This window comes from Variovorax atrisoli (genome assembly GCF_014195185.1).
GTDB classification, from domain to species: domain Bacteria; phylum Pseudomonadota; class Gammaproteobacteria; order Burkholderiales; family Burkholderiaceae_C; genus Variovorax; species Variovorax atrisoli.
This window is the reverse complement of record NZ_JACIBG010000010.1, coordinates 125,089-138,799: the sequence shown is the minus strand read 5'-3', so window position 1 is coordinate 138,799 and position 13,711 is coordinate 125,089. Positions and strand designations below refer to the sequence as shown.

The following is a 13,711-nucleotide window of genomic DNA, read 5'->3' as shown; positions in this document are numbered from 1 at the left end:
ATCTGTGATTCCGCTTGTCTTTTCTTGTCGTAACGAGGTCGTATGCCCAGTTCAAAGAAGCCTGCTCCTTCACTCGCAAAAAGCGTCGCCACCAAGCCCGCAGCAGAAAAACCGTTGAAAGCCGGCGCGAAACCGGCAACCAAGACGGCCGCCGCCGCATCCAAATCGGCCGCCGCTACGAAAGTGAAAACCGTGCCCACGAAATCGACCTCCCTCGACGATCCCAAGAAGGCAGCCGCTCCGGCCGCCAAGAAGGTCGGCCGCCCGCCCAAGGCCGCCGGCGCCGCCTCGTCCACCACCGGTGCCAAGCGCGGCCGCAAGCCCAAGGCCGACAAGGAAGCCCCCGAGAGCGACGTCGACCTGTCGGACATCGAGGACGACCTGGCGGGTGACGAGCCCGCGGTTGCGGCGACCGAAGAAAAGGTCAAGCCGCTTCGCATGAAGATCAGCAAGGCGAAGGAACGCGCCTTGATGAAGGAATTCGGCCTCGACGAGACCGTGCTCTCCGAGGAAGACCTGGCCAAGCGCCGCTCGCGCCTGAAGACCCTGATCACGCTGGGCAAGACCCGCGGCTATCTCACGCACGGCGAAATCTCCGACCACCTGCCCGACAAGCTGGTCGACGCCGAGACCATGGAAGTCGTGGTCACCATGCTCAACGACATGGGCGTGGCCGTGTACGAGCAGACGCCCGACGCCGAGACGCTGCTGCTGAACAACACCGCGCCCACCGCCACCACGGTGGAAGAAGCCGAGGAAGAAGCCGAAGCCGCGCTCTCCACGGTGGACAGCGAATTCGGCCGCACCACCGACCCGGTGCGCATGTACATGCGCGAAATGGGCACGGTCGAGCTGCTGACGCGCGAAGGCGAAATCGAGATCGCCAAGCGCATCGAAGGCGGCCTGATGGCCATGATGGAGGCCATCTCGGCCTCCCCCGCCACCATCGCCGAGATCCTGCGCCTGGCCGGCGAGATCCGTGAAGGCAAGGTCGTCATCTCGACCATCGTCGACGGTTTCTCCAACCCCAACGAGGCCGACGACTACGTGGCCGAGGAAGACTTCGACGAGTTCGACGAGGAAGACGACGACGACGGCAAGGGCGGCTCCAAGGCCCTGACCAAGAAGCTGGAAGAGCTCAAGAACGAGGCCCTCTCGCGCTTCGACCGTATCGCCGAGCTGTTCGAGAAGGTCCACAAGATCTACGACAAGGAAGGCTACGGCACCCCCGCCTACGCCAAGGCCCAGCAGGCCCTGTCGGACGAGCTGATGACCATCCGCTTCACCGCCCGCACCATCGAGAAGCTGTGCGACCTGGTGCGCACGCAGGTGGACGACGTGCGCAAGAAGGAACGCGAACTGCGCCGCATCATCGTGGACAAGTGCGGCTTCCCGCAGGACGAGTTCATCCGCGACTTCAGCGGCTACGACAAGAACGGCAACCGCGTCGCCTCCAACCTGCTGAACCTGAAGTGGGTCGAGAAGCAGGCCGCAGCCGGCAAGCCCTGGAGCGCCGTGCTCGCGCGCAACATCCCGCCGGTTCAGGAACTGCAGCAGAAGCTCGCCGACATCCAGTCGCGCGTGGTGGTGCCGCTGGCCGAGCTGAAGGACATCAACAAGCGCATGAACGAGGGCGAATCGTCCTCGCGCGATGCCAAGAAGGAAATGATCGAGGCCAACCTGCGCCTCGTGATCTCCATCGCCAAGAAGTACACGAACCGCGGCCTGCAGTTCCTCGACCTGATCCAGGAAGGCAACATCGGCCTGATGAAGGCGGTCGACAAGTTCGAATACCGTCGCGGCTACAAATTCTCGACGTATGCGACGTGGTGGATCCGCCAGGCCATCACCCGCTCGATCGCCGACCAGGCGCGCACCATCCGCATCCCGGTGCACATGATCGAGACGATCAACAAGATGAACCGCATCTCGCGCCAGCATCTGCAGGAGTTCGGCTTCGAGCCCGACGCCGGCATCCTGGCCGCGAAGATGGAGATTCCGGAAGACAAGATCCGCAAGATCATGAAGATCGCGAAGGAGCCGATCTCGATGGAAACCCCCATCGGCGACGACGACGATTCGCACCTGGGCGACTTCATCGAGGACAGCAGCAACACGGCCCCGATCGAGGCCGCGATGCAGGCCGGCCTGCGCGACGTGGTCAAGGACATCCTCGACTCGCTCACGCCGCGCGAAGCCAAGGTGCTGCGCATGCGCTTCGGCATCGAGATGAGCACGGACCACACGCTGGAAGAAGTCGGCAAGCAGTTCGACGTGACCCGCGAGCGCATCCGCCAGATCGAGGCGAAGGCCCTGCGCAAGCTCAAGCATCCGTCGCGTTCGGACAAGCTGCGCAGCTTTATTGATACGCTCTGATCCGGTCTCCCGGTATTTCCCCGACGAGGAGGCGCCCGCAAGGGCGCTTTCTTTTTTGGTACTCGCAATACCTGCGGTACATGCAATAAGAACAATGGAGCAACCCTGACCATGAATCCCGACGCAGACAAACTCTGGCAGGCCCCGCGCTGGGCGCTTGCCGTGCTGCTGGCCGTGCTGGGCATGCTCGGGCCCTTCTCCATCGACACCTACATACCGGCCTTCTCGGGCATCGCGCGCTCCATCGGCGCGACGCCGGCCGAGATGCAGCAGACGCTCTCGGCCTACCTCTTCGGCTTCGCGTTCATGAACCTGTTCCACGGTGCGCTGTCCGACAGCTTCGGCCGCCGCCCCGTGGTGCTTTGGGGCCTGGCGGTGTTCACGCTGGCCTCGCTGGGCTGCGCGCTCTCGCAGAACATCACGCAGCTGGTGCTGTTCCGCGGGCTGCAGGGCCTGTCGACCGGCGCGGGCATCGTGGTCTCGCGCGCGGTGATCCGCGACATGTTCCCGCCGGCCGAGGCGCAGCGGGTGATGAGCCAGGTCACGATCTACTTCGGCGTCGCGCCGGCCATCGCGCCCATCGTGGGCGGCTTCCTCTTCGTGCATGCGGGCTGGCACGCGGTGTTCTGGTTCCTGGTGGCGGTGGGCGTGGTGCTGTTCGCGGCCAACTACAAGCTGCTGCCCGAGACGCTGCACAAGGACCACCGCCAGCCCTTCCAGGTGCGGCACCTGATGCGCGGCTACTGGAGCCTGTGCTCCGACCCGCGCTTTCTGCTGCTGGCCTTCGCCAGCGGCGTGCCCTTCAACGGCATGTTCCTCTACGTGCTGGCCGCGCCGGCCTTCCTGGGCGACCACCTCGCGCTGCAGCCGCAGCAGTTTTTCTGGTTCTTCCTGCTGACCATCGGGGGCATCATGCTCGGCGCACGCGCCAGCGGGCGCATGGCCGGCAAGGTGGCGCCCAAGCGGCAGATCCGCGACGGCTTCGTCATCATGCTGGCCACCTCGGTGGTCAACGTGGTGGCCAACACCTTCTTCCAGGCGCACGTGGCCTGGGCGCTGTGGCCGCTGGCGGTGTTCGCCTTCGGATGGGCGCTGATGGTGCCGGTGGTCACGCTGCTGGTGCTCGACCTGCACCCCGAGCGCCGCGGCATGGCCTCGTCGCTGCAGGCGGTGATCGGCTCCACCGCCAACGGCATCGTGGCCGGCGCGGTGGCGCCGCTGGTGATGCATTCCACGCTCGCGCTGGCGCTGACCTCCATGGGCATGCTGGGCATCGGCCTCGTCGCCTGGGTGTGGCTGCACGGGCGCTGGCCCGACATCGGGCGGAAGGTGGCGCACGAGGGCTGAGGGCGAGCATGCGCCTCGAGGCCCTCCTCACCCACGCGCGGGCCTGGCTGCCGGGCCGCACCACCGTCGATGCGCGCGAGCGGCTGCGCGCCGTCGTGGGCGCGGGCATCGGCCTGCTGCTTGCCGCACTGCTGTCGCACTGGCTGGCCGGCCCCCTGCATGCATCGGTCTGGCTGATCGCGCCGCTGGGCGCGAGCGCGGTGCTGGTGTTCGCGGTGCCGGCGAGTCCGCTGGCGCAGCCCTGGCCGGTGATCGGCGGCAACACGCTGTCGGCGGTGGTGGGCATCGCGGCGGCCAACTGGATTCCGAGCCCCGAGCTCGCCGCCGCCGTCGCCGTGGCGGGCGCCATCGGCCTGATGTTCAGCGCGCGCTGCCTGCACCCGCCCGGCGGCGCCGCGGCGCTGCTGGCGGTGCTGACGCACAGCACGCATTTCTCGTCGGCGCTCTTCCCCTTCTTCACCAACTCGCTGCTGCTGGTGCTGGCGGGCGTGGTCTACAACACGCTGACCGGGCGGCGCTATCCGCACGTGCAGGTGGCGGCGCGCCCGCCGGGCCCGGATGCGCGCTTCAGCCAGGCCGACATCGACGCCGTGCTGGCGCGCTACAACCAGGTGCTCGACATCAGCCGCGACGATCTCGAATCGCTGATCCGCGAGACCGAGCTGGAGTCGTACAAGCGCCGTCTGGGGACGCTGAGCTGCGCCGACATCATGTCGAAGCAGCCCGTCTCGGTGGAGTTCGGCACGCCGCTGCAGGAAGCCTGGGCGCTGATGCACGAGCGCCGCATCAAGGCCCTGCCCGTCACCGACCGCACGCGCCGCGTGGTGGGCATCGTCACGCAGGCCGACTTCTTCCGCCAGCTCGACCTGCAGCACCACGAAGGCATCGCGGCCAGGCTGCGCGACCTGATCCGCGCGACGCGCACCGTGATGTCGAGCAAGCCCGAGGTGGTGGGCCAGATCATGACGCGCCAGGTGCGCGTGGCCAGCGCCGACCGGCCGGTGGTCGACCTGGTGCCGCTCTTCTCCGAGGGTGGGCACCACCACATTCCCATCATCGACGGCGAGAAGCGGCTGGCCGGGATGATCACCCAGTCGGATTTCGTGCGCGCCCTCTACCGCGCCGTGCGGCCGGAAAACTGAAGCGAAAGGAGCACGCACATGGCGTGGATCGTGTTGTTCATCGCAGGCCTGCTGGAGACGGGCTGGGCCATCGGCCTCAAGTACACCGAGGGCTTCACCAGGTTCTGGCCGTCGGTGGGTACTGCGATCTCGATGGTGCTCAGCGTGGTGCTGCTGGGCTGGGCGATGCGCTCGCTGCCGGTGGGCACGGCCTATGCGGTGTGGACCGGCATCGGCGCGGTGGGCACCGTGGTGCTGGGCATCGTGCTGTTCGGCGAGCCGGCCAACGCCGCGCGGCTCGCGTGCGTCGCGCTGATCGTGGCCGGCATCGTCGGGCTCAAGTTCACGAGCGCTGCCTGAGCCCCATTCCCGAGCCCTACTCGAGCGTCACGTTCGCCTTCTTCACCAGCGCCGCATAGCGCGCGGCCTCGCTGCGGAAGTAGCTCCCAGCCTGCTCCGATGTCGTCGGCCTGACGACGTTGCCCTGCTTGTCCATCGCCTCGCGCACCTCGGCGCTGTTGAACGCGGCGACCACCGCGTCGTGCACGCGCAGCACATCCGCCGGCTGCATCTTCGCCGGGCCGATCACCGCGAACCAGCCTTCCACCGCGTAGTTGGGCAGGCCCTGCTCGGCGATGGCGGGAATGTCGGGCGCGGCCGGCGAGCGCTGGGCGCCGCACAGGCCGATGGCGCGCAGCGCGCCGCTCCTGATGTGCTGCTGCACCGCCGGCAGCGCCACCACGCCCAGCTCGACCTGCCCTCCGATCATGTCGGTCATCATTGGCCCGGTGCCCTTGTACGGGATGTGCCGCGCCTTCACGCCGGCCTCGTCCATGAACATCTCGCCTGCGAGGTGGATGATGGTGCCGTTGCCCGAAGAGGCGTAGTTGTAGGCGCCCGGCTTCGCGCGAAGCAGCGCGACCAGCTCGGGCACGTTCTTCGCCGGCAGTTTCGGGTTGGCCAGCAGCACCAGCGGCGTCGCACCCACCACGCTGATCGGCGTGATGTCGTTGATCGCGTCGAAGGGCATCTTCCTGAACACCGCCGGGTTGATGACGTGGTTGTTCGACACCATGCCCAGCGTGAGCCCGTCCGGCGCCGCCTTGACGATGGCCGCCGCGCCGGTGATGCCGCCCGCGCCCGGCAGGTTGTCGATCACCACCGGCTGGCCGAAGGCCTTGCCCAGTGCGGGCGCTGCGGCGCGCGCGATGGTGTCCACGCCCGAGCCGGCGCTGATCGGCAGGATCAGGCGGATGGGCTTGTCCGAGCCCTGCGCGAGCGCTGGGCATGCGGCCATCGCAGCGGCGCTGGCGCCGAGGCCGAGCAGCGCGCGGCGGTTCATCTTCAGGGAAGTCTTCAGGGAAGGCGTGTCGTTCGTCGTCATGGTCTTGTCTCTCTTCTTTATGGTTGGGGAGGCGCCTTGTTCAGGCCACCGCCGATTCGGCTCGCATCGCATCGACCTGCTCGGGTGCATAGCCCAGTTCCGCCAGCAGCTCGCGGGTGTGTTCGCCCAGCGTGGGCGGATGCAGCCGCACACCCAGCCGCTCGCCGTCCAGCGTGATCGGAAAGAGCGTGGTCTGCGCGATCTCTCCGGCGCGTTCGCCGTCGGGCAGGCGGATGTCGGCGAGGCCGCCCGTGGCCTGGAGATGCGGATCGGCGTAGAGGTCCTCGGGCCGCGTGATCGGCGCGAACGGCAGGCCCTTCGCCTCGAAGATCGCCGACAGCTCCGCCGCCGGGCGCTGCGCGAGGCGCCGGCGCAGGTCGGCCAGCAGCGTGGGGCGCATGCGCACGCGGTCGTTGTTGGTGGCCAGCGCCGGGTCGGCCTTCAGGTCGTCGAAGCCGAGTGCGTCGCAGAAGGTCTTCCACTGCGCGTCGCTCACCGCGGCCAGGAAGATCTGCTCGCCGTCCTTCACTGTGAACACGTCGTACAGCGCCCAGGCCGAGATGCGCTCGGGCATCGGCGCGGCGGCCTGGCCGGTGATGGCGTACTGCAGCATGTGCTGGCCGACCAGGAACACGTTGTTCTCGAACAGCGCGGACTTCACCTCCTGCCCCTTGCCGGTCTGCATGCGCTGCATCAGCGCGGCGATCGCGCCGATGGCGCCGAACATACCGCCCATGATGTCGTTCACGCTGGTGCCCGCGCGCAGCGGATCGCCCGGGCGCCCGGTCATGTAGGCGAGGCCGCCCATCATCTGCACCACCTCGTCGAGCGCGGTGCGGTGCTCGTAGGGGCCGGGCAGGAAGCCCGCGTGATCCACGTACACGAGGCGGGGGTTGAGCTTGCCCAGCGCGGCGTAGCCAAGCCCGTACTTGTCCATGGTGCCGGGCTTGAAGTTCTGCGCCACCACGTCGGCGCTCACGCACAGCCGCAGCGCTGCTTCCAGCCCCTGGGGATTGCGCAAGTCGAGCGCGATGCTCTTCTTGTTGCGGTTGAACATCGGGAAGAAGCCCGCGCCCGCGCCCAGCAGGTGCCGCGTGCGGTCGCCGTCGATGGGCTCGACCTTGATCACTTCCGCGCCCAGGTCTGCCAGCACCATGCCGCAGGTCGGCCCCATGACCATGTGCGTGAACTCGACCACGCGGATGCCGGCGAGCGGCAGGCGCCTGGCTTGCGTATCGCTCGTGCTCATGCCGCGACGCCTTCCATGGCCGTGAAAGTCTTCGGAAAACCCGCCCGCCAGACGGTGCCCTGCAGCGTCTCGCCTTCGAGCCAGCCGGCCACGCGCCCGCGCAGGTCGAGCAGCTTCGGCAGGTCGACGCCGGTGGCGACGCCCATGCTCTCGAGCATGAAGACCAGGTCTTCCGTGTCGACGTTGCCGCTGGCGCCGGGCGCGTGCGGGCAACCGCCGATGCCGGCGAGGCAGGCGTCGAAGCGGGTGATGCCGACTTCGAGCGCGGCGTAGACGTTCGCGAGCCCCATGCCGCGCGTGTCGTGGAAGTGGCCGCACCACAGCCGGTCGCCCGCGATGCGCAGGGCGCGCTCGAACAGGCTGCGCACCATCGCCGGATCGGCGTAGCCCACGGTGTCGGCGAGGCTCACGCGGTCGGCGCCGGCATCGAGCAGCGCCTGCATCAGCCGCAGCACCTCCTCGGGATCGACGTGTCCCTGCAGCGTGCAGCCGAAGGCCGTGCCCACACCGCCGTCGATCAGCGTCTTCGAGCCCGCGGCATCGCGTGCCGCGCGGATGCGGCCGACCTCGGCCACCACCTCCTCGGGCGTCTTGCGCAGGTTGGCCAGGCTGTGCGCATGGCTGGCCGACAGCGGCACCACCATCAGGTCGGCCCCGCCATCGATGGCGCGCTCTGCGCCCTTGAGATTGGGCACCAGCACCGAGGCGAAGAGGCCGGGCAGCGTCTTCGCATAGGCCAGAAGCTCGGCGGTGTCGGCCAGCTGCGGCAGCAGCCGCGCCGGCACGAAGGAGCCGACCTCGATCTCGCGCTGGCCGGCGGCGTGGGCGCCGCGGATCCATTCGAGCTTGTGGTCGGTGGAGAGCACGCGCGCAATGCTCTGGAGGCCGTCGCGCAGGCCCACTTCGCGGACGACCGCGCGCGGCGGCAGGAAGGCGTGAATCAAGTCTTGTCTCCGTGGATGCTGGCTATGGCATCGATGGTAGGAGTTCCGATTCGACTCAGAAGGTATATTTTGGAAGCCATCTGATTCCAGAACGGAACATCATGCGAGACCTCGACCTCACCACCCTTCGCCTCTTCGTCGCCGTCTGCGAGACGCGCAGCATCGCGCGCGCCGGCGAGCAGGCCAGCATCGTCGGCTCGGCCATCAGCAAGCGGCTGGCCCAGCTGGAGGAAACCGTGGGCACGCCGCTTCTGCTGCGCAAGCGCCGGGGCGTGGTGCCCACCCCGGCCGGAGAGACGCTGCTGGAGCACGCCCGCGCGATGCTCGGCAGCGTGCACCGCATCGAGCGCGACATGGCCGCCTATGCCGGCGGCGTGCGCGGGCATGTGCGAATCCTGGCCTCGGCCTCGGTCATGGCCGAGTCGCTGGCCGAGGACGTGGCCGACTTCCTGCAGGACCCGGCGCACCGCAACATCCGCGTCGACATGGAAGAGCGCGTGAGCCCCGAGATCGTGCGCGGCATCCGCGAGGGCAGCGCCTCCATCGGCCTGTGCTGGGACGCGGCCGACCTCGAAGGCCTGCAGCGGCGCGACTACCGCTGCGACCACCTCGCCGTGGTGGCCCATCCCTCGCATCCGGTGGCGCAGCGCGAGAGCGTGCGCTTCGAGCAGGTGCTGAGCCACGAATTCGTCGGCATGCCGGCGCTGAGCGCCGTGCAGCTGATGCTCGCGCGCGAGGCGGCGGTGGCCGGCAAGCCGCTGGTGTACCGGGTGCTGGTGTCCAACTTCGACGCCGCCTTGCGGGTGGTGCGCGCAGGGCTGGCGATCAGCGTGGTGCCGGCGGAGGTGGCGCGACCTTTCGCAGAAGCCTTCGGGCTGCGGCTGATGCCGCTGACGGACGCCTGGGCGCGGCGGCGCTTCGCGATCTGCTTCCGGGGCGACACGGAGCTGTCGCCCTCGGCGCAGCTGCTGGTGGCACATCTGCAGCGGCGGGCCACGGACTGATTCGATCGAATCCAGAAACTATCCGTTGTCGGTCCTCGGGTTTTTGTTTCGATTCGCGCAACCTAACATTCGAGGCATTCAGCGCTGTCACGCATCCATCCCGAATCGAATCACGCACGGAAAGAACGCCGCCATGCTCCGCAGAACCCTCCTCGCCTCCGCTCTCGCCATCGGTTCCAGCCTCGTCGCACCGCTGACCGCGCAGGCCGCGCAACCGCTCAGGCTCGACGTCTACAACCCCGGCGCGAAGTCGATGTTCCCGGTCTCCTCGGAGATCGTCACCGGCCAGGCCGACGCGGTGCTGATCGACGCCCAGTTCCAGCGCAACGACGCCGAGGCGCTGGTGCAGAAGATCAAGGCCACGGGCAAGAAGCTCACCACGGTCTACATCAGCCACAGCGACCCCGACTACTACTTCGGCCTCGACGTGATCCAGGCCGCCTTCCCCGACGCGAAGATCGTCGCCACGCCGCAGACCGTGGCCGCCATCCAGGCCTCCAAGGACGGCAAGCTCGCGCACTGGGGCCCGATCCTGAAGGACAACGCGCCCAAGGCGCTGGTGGTGCCGCAGCCGCTGGCCGGCGACAGCATCGAGCTCGAGGGCCGCAAGATCCAGGTCGTCGGCCTCGACGGCCCCACGCCCGAGCGCAGCTTCGCGTGGATTCCCTCGCTGAAGGCGGTGGTCGGCGGCATCCCGGTGTCGGCCAACATCCATGTGTGGGTGGCCGACACGCAGACGCCCGAGTCGCGCCGCGACTGGATCAAGACACTGGGCCGCATCGAGGCGCTGCATCCGAAGACCGTGGTGCCCGGCCACTACCTGCCCAACGCGAACGGCAGCGCGCCCTACTCGCTCGCGTCGGTGAAGTTCACGCGCGACTACCTCAGGGCCTTCGAGGCTGAAGCCGCCAAGGCCAAGGATTCGACCGCGCTCATCGCCGCGATGAAGAAGCGCTACCCGAAGCTGCAAGACGTTTCCTCGCTGGAGCTCGGCGCGAAGGTGATCAAAGGAGAAATGAAATGGCCGCAATGAACGACGCCCGACACGCAGGCGCCACGCTGCACTACATCTTCGATCCGCTGTGCGGCTGGTGCTACGCCGCCGCGCCGCTGGTCGACGCGGCGCGCGAAGTGCCGGGCCTGAAGGTCGAGTTCCACGGCGGCGGCATGATGACCGGCGCGAACCGCCGCTCGATCACGCCGCAGTGGCGCGACTACGTGATGCCGCACGACCACCGCATCGCCGAGATGACCGGCCAGCCCTTCGGCGAACGCTACTTCGGGGGACTGCTGCGCGACACCGGCGCGGTGATGGATTCCGAACCGCCGACCACCGCCGTCCTCGCTGCCGAGTCGCTGCGCCCCGGTGGCGGGCTGGACATGATCCACAGCCTGCAGCGTGCGCACTACGTCGACGGCCGCCGCATCGCCGACGTGCAGGTGCTGAAGGCGATCGCCGCCGAACTCGGCTTCGAGGCGCAGGCCTTCACATCGGCCTTCGAGCGCCAGTCGGGCGAAGCCACTTCGCGCCACATCGCCGAGAGCCGCCAGTTCCTGCAACGCGCGGGCGGCCAGGGCTTTCCGACCTTCGTGCTCGTGCAGCCCGACGGCAGCGCCGGCCGCGTCGACATCGGCCCATGGCTCGGCCGTGCGGAGGAATGGAAGAAGCAGCTTGCCGCCGTGGCCGAAGCCTCGAAGCCGGCCCCGGCTGCAGCGGACGCGCCGGCACCGGCCTGCGGCCCCGACGGCTGCGCGATCTGAAGGAAAGCCTCCCGACTACCGCGCCACGCCCAGCAGCCGGTCGAGCACCTGCGGCTGGGAGCGCAGCGAAGCCGCGCTGTCGGTGTGCACGATGGTGCCGTGGTCGAGCACCACCGCCTCGTCGGAGATCGCGAGGATCGCCTGCGGGTGCTGCTCCACGATGATCGCGGCCAGGCCTTCGTCCTGCGTGATGCGGCGGATGGCGCGCAGCAGCTCTTCCACGATGATGGGCGCCAGGCCTTCGAGCGGCTCGTCGAGCAGCAGCAGCCTGGGGTTGAGCACCAGCGCGCGGCCCACGGCCAGCATCTGCTGCTCGCCGCCCGAGAGCTGCGTGCCGAGGTTGGTCTTGCGCTCGGCAAGGCGCGGGAACATCTCGTAGACGCGCTGCGGGTTCCACTTGCCGGGCCGCTCCACCGCCGTGAGGTTCTCGTGCACGGTGAGCGACTTGAAGATGTTGCGCTCCTGCGGCACCCAGCCGATGCCGGCCGCCGCGCGCAGGTGCGGCGCGATCTTGTGCAGTGCCTGCCCGCCCAGCGAGATGCTGCCGCCGTGCTGGCGCGTCGCGCCGGCGAGCGTGTTGATCAGCGTGGTCTTGCCCGTGCCGTTGCGGCCCAGCAGCGCCAGCGTCTGGCCCTCGCCGAGCGTGAAGGCCACGTCGTGCAGCACCACGGCCTCGCCGTAGCCGGCGCTCAGGTTCTCTATTCTCAGCAGCTCAGACATGGGCAGCCTCTCCGTGGCCCAGGTAGACCTCTTTCACCTTCGGGTCGTTGGCGATGGTCTCGGGGTCGCCCTCGGTCAGCAGGGTGCCGTTGACCAGCACGGTCATCCGGTCGGCAAAGCTGAACACCAGGTCCATGTCGTGCTCGATCAGCAGCACCGACACGTCGGCCGGCAGCGCGGCCACGGTCTGCAGCAGCTCCTCGCGCTCTCCCGCGGGCACGCCCGCCACCGGCTCGTCGAGCAGCAGCACGCGCGGCTCGCAGGCCAGCGCGATCGCGATCTCGAGCAGCCGGCGCTTGCCGTAGGCCAGGTGCTTCACCTGCTGCTGCGCCACGTCGCTCAGGTGGAACTGCTCCAGCAGTTGAGCCGCGCGCTCGGCGATGGCCTTGCTCGAACCCAGCGGCTTCCACCATTGCGCGCCCGCCCCCTGGTGCTGCGACACCACCAGCGCCAGCGTCTCGAGCGGCGTCATGGAGTCGAACAGCTGGTTGATCTGGAAGGTGCGCACCAGCCCGCGCGCCACGCGCCTGTGGGGCGCGAGCCGGGTGATGTCCTCGCCCATCAGCGTGATGCGGCCCCCGGTGGGCGTGAGCACGCCGGTGAGCTGGTTGATCAGCGTGGTCTTGCCCGCGCCGTTGGGGCCGATGAGCGCATGGCGCGCGCCGCGCCTGAGCTCCATCGACACGTTGTTGGTGGCCGTGATGCCGCCGAAGCGCATCACCAGGCCGTGGGTGGAAAGCACGGTGTCGCTCATGCCGCACCGCCCTTCTTGCCGCCTGCGCCGATCCAGGTCCAGGGCTTGAGCAGCCGGTCGCGCCCGACAAGCACCAGCAGCACCAGGATCAGGCCGATCCAGAACATCCAGTACTGCGGCGTCACGGCCGACAGCCAGGTCTGCAGCAGCTTGAAGACGATGGCGCCCGCCACGCCGCCATACAGCCAGCCCACGCCGCCGATGACCAGCATCAGAAGCACGTCGGCCGAGCGGTCGAAGGCCAGCACGTCGAGCGAGGCGAAGCCGGTGGTCTGCGCCAGCAGCGCACCCGCAGCACCGGCGATGCCCGCCGCCACGGTGTAGATCACCACCAGCCGCGACACCACCGGGATGCCGATGGCCATGGCGCGCAGCCGGTTGTCGCGGATGGCCTTCAGCGTGGCGCCGAAGGGTGAATGCACGAGGCGGCGCATCAGCAGGAACAGCACCAGCATCACCGCCAGCGAGTACCAGGCTGCCGTGCGACCGAAGAGGTCGAACTCGAACATGCCGAGCACCGGCCCCATCACCACGCCCTGCAGGCCGTCGGCGCCGCCGGTGAGCCAGTCGAGCTTGTTGGCGAGTTCGAGCAGCAGCAGCGCCGTGCCCAGCGTCACCATCAGCCGAGTGAGGTCGCTGCCGCGCAGGATCGTCACGCTCGCCACCATGCCTAGCAGCGCGGACAGCACCGTCGCGAACAAGAGGCCGACGATCGGGTCGGGCATCACCAGCTTGGCGAACAGCGCCGCCGCATACGCGCCGAAGCCGAAGAACGCCGCATGGCCCAGCGACACGATGCCGGTGTAGCCCAGGATCAGGTCGAGCGACATCGCGAACAGCGCGACGATGGCGATCTCGTTGACCAGCAGCGAGTGCGAGGGCATCACCAGCGGCAGCGCGAAGGCCGCCGCCCAGACGACGAATTCGAGCGGGCGCCAGCGCGCCTTGCGCAGCAGGGCTGACTGGAAATTCGCGACAGAGTTGAGATCGGTCATTTCAGCCTCCGATCCATGCGTGGAACATCGCGGAACCGGCTTTGCCGGCCCGCTGG

The 13,711-nt window shown here is 68.5% G+C and carries 12 protein-coding genes and 1 pseudogene; 7 read left to right on the top strand and 6 right to left on the bottom strand.

Going from position 1 to position 13,711, the window contains the following annotated elements; all coding sequences use genetic code 11:
* Positions 1–42 precede the first annotated feature (42 nt).
* The 4 genes from rpoD (at position 43) to sugE (ending at position 5,204) form a co-directional block, all read left to right on the top strand.
* A complete protein-coding gene (gene rpoD, locus FHY06_RS29530; protein WP_019655858.1) occupies positions 43–2,376 on the top strand; it encodes an RNA polymerase sigma factor RpoD in 2,334 nt (777 codons plus the stop codon).
* Positions 2,377–2,487: 111 nt separating this feature from the next.
* Positions 2,488–3,723 (top strand): multidrug effflux MFS transporter, encoded by a 1,236-nt coding sequence (locus FHY06_RS29525; RefSeq protein WP_019655857.1) that lies wholly within the window; start codon positions 2,488–2,490, stop codon positions 3,721–3,723.
* An 8-nt stretch (positions 3,724–3,731) separates the two neighbouring features.
* Positions 3,732–4,865 carry an HPP family protein gene (locus FHY06_RS29520; RefSeq protein WP_184607215.1) on the top strand — a complete coding sequence of 378 codons (1,134 nt, stop codon included), beginning with the start codon at positions 3,732–3,734 and terminating at the stop codon, positions 4,863–4,865.
* Positions 4,866–4,883: 18 nt separating this feature from the next.
* Entirely contained in the window at positions 4,884–5,204 is a 321-nt protein-coding gene (gene sugE, locus FHY06_RS29515) for a quaternary ammonium compound efflux SMR transporter SugE (protein WP_019655855.1), read from the top strand.
* 16 nt (positions 5,205–5,220) lie between these two features.
* On the opposite strand, the gene FHY06_RS29510 is transcribed toward sugE, so the two are convergent.
* From FHY06_RS29510 to FHY06_RS29500, 3 genes are read right to left on the bottom strand one after another with little or no spacing between them, the layout of a single operon-like run.
* The gene (locus FHY06_RS29510; RefSeq protein ID WP_409327475.1) at positions 5,221–6,228 is read right to left on the bottom strand and encodes a tripartite tricarboxylate transporter substrate binding protein; all 1,008 of its coding nucleotides are present in this window, start codon (positions 6,226–6,228) and stop codon (positions 5,221–5,223) included.
* 40 nt (positions 6,229–6,268) lie between these two features.
* Entirely contained in the window at positions 6,269–7,477 is a 1,209-nt protein-coding gene (locus tag FHY06_RS29505; RefSeq protein WP_184607214.1) for a CaiB/BaiF CoA transferase family protein, read from the bottom strand.
* Positions 7,474–8,421, bottom strand: coding sequence for a hydroxymethylglutaryl-CoA lyase (locus tag FHY06_RS29500; protein ID WP_184607213.1), 948 nt, complete (start codon positions 8,419–8,421; stop codon positions 7,474–7,476). The genes FHY06_RS29505 and FHY06_RS29500 overlap by 4 nt, the downstream gene beginning before the upstream one ends.
* A 101-nt stretch (positions 8,422–8,522) precedes the next feature.
* Here FHY06_RS29500 and FHY06_RS29495 point away from each other — a divergent pair, with 101 nt between their 5' ends.
* From FHY06_RS29495 to FHY06_RS29485, 3 genes and pseudogenes are all read left to right on the top strand, one after another.
* Positions 8,523–9,425, top strand: a complete 903-nt coding sequence (locus FHY06_RS29495; protein WP_184607212.1) for a LysR family transcriptional regulator — start codon at positions 8,523–8,525, stop codon at positions 9,423–9,425.
* 133 nt (positions 9,426–9,558) lie between these two features.
* Positions 9,559–10,452 (top strand): annotated as a pseudogene (locus FHY06_RS29490) (MBL fold metallo-hydrolase); the annotation flags it as partial.
* Positions 10,446–11,186 carry a DsbA family protein gene (locus FHY06_RS29485; protein ID WP_184607210.1) on the top strand — a complete coding sequence of 247 codons (741 nt, stop codon included), beginning with the start codon at positions 10,446–10,448 and terminating at the stop codon, positions 11,184–11,186. The pseudogene FHY06_RS29490 and the gene FHY06_RS29485, both read left to right, overlap by 7 nt.
* Positions 11,187–11,201: 15 nt before the next feature.
* On the opposite strand, the gene FHY06_RS29480 is transcribed toward FHY06_RS29485, so the two are convergent.
* The 3 genes from FHY06_RS29480 to FHY06_RS29470 are packed head-to-tail and all read right to left on the bottom strand — an operon-like array spanning position 11,202 to position 13,655.
* On the bottom strand, positions 11,202–11,906 hold the full coding sequence (locus FHY06_RS29480) for an ABC transporter ATP-binding protein (protein WP_019655848.1): 705 nt from the start codon (positions 11,904–11,906) through the stop codon (positions 11,202–11,204).
* The gene (locus FHY06_RS29475) at positions 11,899–12,660 is read right to left on the bottom strand and encodes an ABC transporter ATP-binding protein (RefSeq protein WP_184607209.1); all 762 of its coding nucleotides are present in this window, start codon (positions 12,658–12,660) and stop codon (positions 11,899–11,901) included. Before FHY06_RS29475 ends, FHY06_RS29480 begins: the two co-directional genes overlap by 8 nt.
* Positions 12,657–13,655, bottom strand: a complete 999-nt coding sequence (locus FHY06_RS29470) for a branched-chain amino acid ABC transporter permease (protein ID WP_132751699.1) — start codon at positions 13,653–13,655, stop codon at positions 12,657–12,659. Before FHY06_RS29470 ends, FHY06_RS29475 begins: the two co-directional genes overlap by 4 nt.
* Positions 13,656–13,711: the final 56 nt, after the last annotated feature.

Excerpts from the sequence above, each read along its gene's own strand:
- rpoD (WP_019655858.1), top strand. The coding sequence starts at position 43 with ATGCCCAGTTCAAAGAAGCCTGCTCCTTCACTCGCAAAAAGCGTCGCC.
- FHY06_RS29525 (WP_019655857.1), top strand. The coding sequence starts at position 2,488 with ATGAATCCCGACGCAGACAAACTCTGGCAGGCCCCGCGCTGGGCGCTT.
- FHY06_RS29520 (WP_184607215.1), top strand. The coding sequence starts at position 3,732 with ATGCGCCTCGAGGCCCTCCTCACCCACGCGCGGGCCTGGCTGCCGGGC.
- sugE (WP_019655855.1), top strand. The coding sequence starts at position 4,884 with ATGGCGTGGATCGTGTTGTTCATCGCAGGCCTGCTGGAGACGGGCTGG.
- FHY06_RS29510 (WP_409327475.1), bottom strand. The coding sequence starts at position 6,228 with ATGACGACGAACGACACGCCTTCCCTGAAGACTTCCCTGAAGATGAAC.
- FHY06_RS29505 (WP_184607214.1), bottom strand. The coding sequence starts at position 7,477 with ATGAGCACGAGCGATACGCAAGCCAGGCGCCTGCCGCTCGCCGGCATC.
- FHY06_RS29495 (WP_184607212.1), top strand. The coding sequence starts at position 8,523 with ATGCGAGACCTCGACCTCACCACCCTTCGCCTCTTCGTCGCCGTCTGC.
- FHY06_RS29485 (WP_184607210.1), top strand. The coding sequence starts at position 10,446 with ATGGCCGCAATGAACGACGCCCGACACGCAGGCGCCACGCTGCACTAC.
- FHY06_RS29480 (WP_019655848.1), bottom strand. The coding sequence starts at position 11,906 with ATGTCTGAGCTGCTGAGAATAGAGAACCTGAGCGCCGGCTACGGCGAG.
- FHY06_RS29475 (WP_184607209.1), bottom strand. The coding sequence starts at position 12,660 with ATGAGCGACACCGTGCTTTCCACCCACGGCCTGGTGATGCGCTTCGGC.
- FHY06_RS29470 (WP_132751699.1), bottom strand. The coding sequence starts at position 13,655 with ATGACCGATCTCAACTCTGTCGCGAATTTCCAGTCAGCCCTGCTGCGC.